The organism is Enterococcus sp. RTP21361st1_A6_RTP21361_211029, from assembly GCF_040910045.1.
Lineage (GTDB): Bacteria > Bacillota > Bacilli > Lactobacillales > Enterococcaceae > Enterococcus_D > Enterococcus_D gallinarum.
In genome coordinates, this window is sequence record NZ_JBDGBK010000172.1 from 1 (window position 1) to 2435 (window position 2435).

At 41.6% G+C, this 2435-nt stretch carries 2 protein-coding genes; both read left to right on the forward strand.

The features are described 5' to 3' along the window. Nucleotides 1-253 precede the first annotated feature (253 nt). Nucleotides 254-1357: a plasmid recombination protein gene (locus AB5Z52_RS16610; protein WP_007219893.1), complete on the forward strand. Its 1104-nt coding sequence runs from the start codon at nt 254-256 to the stop codon at nt 1355-1357. Between the two features lie 438 nt (nt 1358-1795). Continuing rightward, entirely contained in the window at nt 1796-2386 is a 591-nt protein-coding gene (locus tag AB5Z52_RS16615) for a replication/maintenance protein RepL (protein WP_004295513.1), read from the forward strand. Nucleotides 2387-2435: the final 49 nt, after the last annotated feature.

The window sequence follows — 2435 nt, forward strand, 5'->3', positions numbered from 1 at the left end:
GTATTTTGGTAACTCTCCCGTATCGGTCGGCTACCGTTTGGTCAGCAACAAAGGTAGTACTTTATTGTCGCAAATCCAAATGTTTTCCCCTTTATTTGTGCATTTACAGAACATTTGCTAACTTCGCACCTATGCAGTATGGTGATAGCACACTAGCACCCTAAAGGGTGCGTGTGTAAGGGGACAAGCCCCCTTAACCCCCTGTCAGCCGGCTGTCACCGGCTGTTATCGATTGTCACAAAAATGTTAACTTATGGGAGCAACAAGTATTCATGTACAAGCAGTGAAGCCGGGGAGTGAGATTCACAACTTTAGGGAAAAAGAGTTGGACTATGTTCGTCCCGAACTTAGTCATTTGAATGAAAGCTGGGTTGGAGATAGCATCTCCCATCGGCTGGAAAGTGCGAAACAAAGATATCTCGATACGGTTGGGCAGAAGATGCAGGCTAAAGCCGCACCCATACGAGAGGGAGTAATAGTAATCAAACAAGAAACCACCATGCAGGAACTCCAGCAGTTTGCCACGGTCTGCAAAGAACGTTTCGGTATCGAAGCATTTCAAATCCATATACACAAGGACGAAGGATACATGAACGCAAAGCAATGGACACCTAACCTTCATGCCCATGTAGTTTTCGATTGGACGCAGCCGAATGGGAAAAGTGTGCGTTTATCGCGTGATGACATGGCAGAACTCCAAACCATAGCATCTGAAACACTGGGCATGGAACGTGGCGTTTCTTCTGACCGCAAACACTTATCGGCTATGCAGTACAAGACCGAATGTGCGAAAGAACAGCTTCAGGAACTATCAAACGATATATCCAGTGCATTAGACAAACACAAGGACGTACAAAACCAGCTTCTTCAGCTTCAGAAAGAACTACGTTCCATTGAAACAAAGAAGAACGTCCAAAAACTCATTTCTAAGGCTTCAGAGAAGTTTTACGGCTTGATTGGAAAAACAGTCAACGATAGGGAAAAGGATGCCTTAAAAGCCAAAGTAAAGGCTTTAGAGGGGGAAAATGAACAGCTATCCGATAGACTGGGAAAGGCTATACTTGAAAAAGAGCAAAACGGCACAAAGGCATTCAAAGCCGAGAATGACAAGGAGTATTATAGACAACAAATGGACAACGCAAGGACAACCAGTAACCGATTAAGGACGGAGAACCAAGAACTAAAGACCGAAACCAAGGAATTGAAAAAAGAACTTGGTAAGATGAAAGACTTGTTCAATTCCGAACAACTGGAGGCTTTAAGGCATCATTTCCCAAACATATCAAAAGCTATGGAAGAGGGGAAAGACCTACTCAAGCAAATCACCAGAAGCAGAGGTTTCGGTATGGGTATGTAACCCCCCCCCGCCCCCAAAGGGGGAGCGACCAAACGGCAGCCTCTCTCAATGGAGTGTTACGTCGTTCGGATTCGGAAGAAATTTTGCAGGGTTCGGAAAACGGTTGTGTGCTTATTCTAAAAAAAGTTTATGGTGTGGCGCTCGTCGGGACGGGTGGTCCCGCCCCTTGCCGCTGGGCGCTCCCCGACCGATGATTTTTAAGTGACTGATTTTGTGCTGTTTTGGGGGTATATTAAGAATAGAAGAAATAGAATAAGTTAAGTACTTGATACACAATATAGGGCATTTTCCATATTGGAAATTCTCATTTTCCAATCTAGAAAATACTGATTTCCTAATATAATACTAAACAGGAAAATAATATTTCCCTTAATATTGTTTTTATGGAAAATAATAGTTTACTTTGTGGAGAATAATATTTCCCAAAAACACATCAAAATGGAAAATAAAAAAGCAGTTAAGTTAACCGATTTTCAAAAGAACGAAGAAAATCCTTTTATGAAACAAGCTATAGAAGGTATTGAAAATCATGTTGTTAAAAAGTATAAGAGTAATAGTGGTGGCGATAAGAGAGCCGTAGTAGCTTTAGCCGACACTGAAACTGGAGAAGTGTTTAAGACTTCGTTTATCCGTCAAATAGAAGTAGATGAAGAACAATTCACTAAATTGTATCTTTCTAACTTTGCTGCATTCTTTGACCTATCACAAGCAGCTATTCGGGTTTTTGGTTACTTTATGACCTGCATGAAACCCAAAAATGATTTAATCATCTTCAATAGAAAAAAATGCCTAGAATATACCAAATACAAAACAGACAAAGCCGTTTATAAAGGACTTGCAGAACTTGTAAAAGCTGAAATCATAGCCCGAGGACCAGCCGATAATCTTTGGTTTATTAATCCTCTGATAGTATTCAATGGTGACCGAGTGACATTTGCTAAAACATACGTTCGGAAAAAGACTTTAGCTGCCCAAAAGAAAGAAGAAGCAGAGAAACGACAATTATCACTTGGCTTTGATGAACAGTAACACTCCATTGAGTGAAGCTGCCGTTTGGTCGCTCCCCCTTTGGGGGCGG

Excerpts from the sequence above, each read along its gene's own strand:
- AB5Z52_RS16610 (WP_007219893.1), top strand. The coding sequence starts at position 254 with ATGGGAGCAACAAGTATTCATGTACAAGCAGTGAAGCCGGGGAGTGAG.
- AB5Z52_RS16615 (WP_004295513.1), top strand. The coding sequence starts at position 1,796 with ATGGAAAATAAAAAAGCAGTTAAGTTAACCGATTTTCAAAAGAACGAA.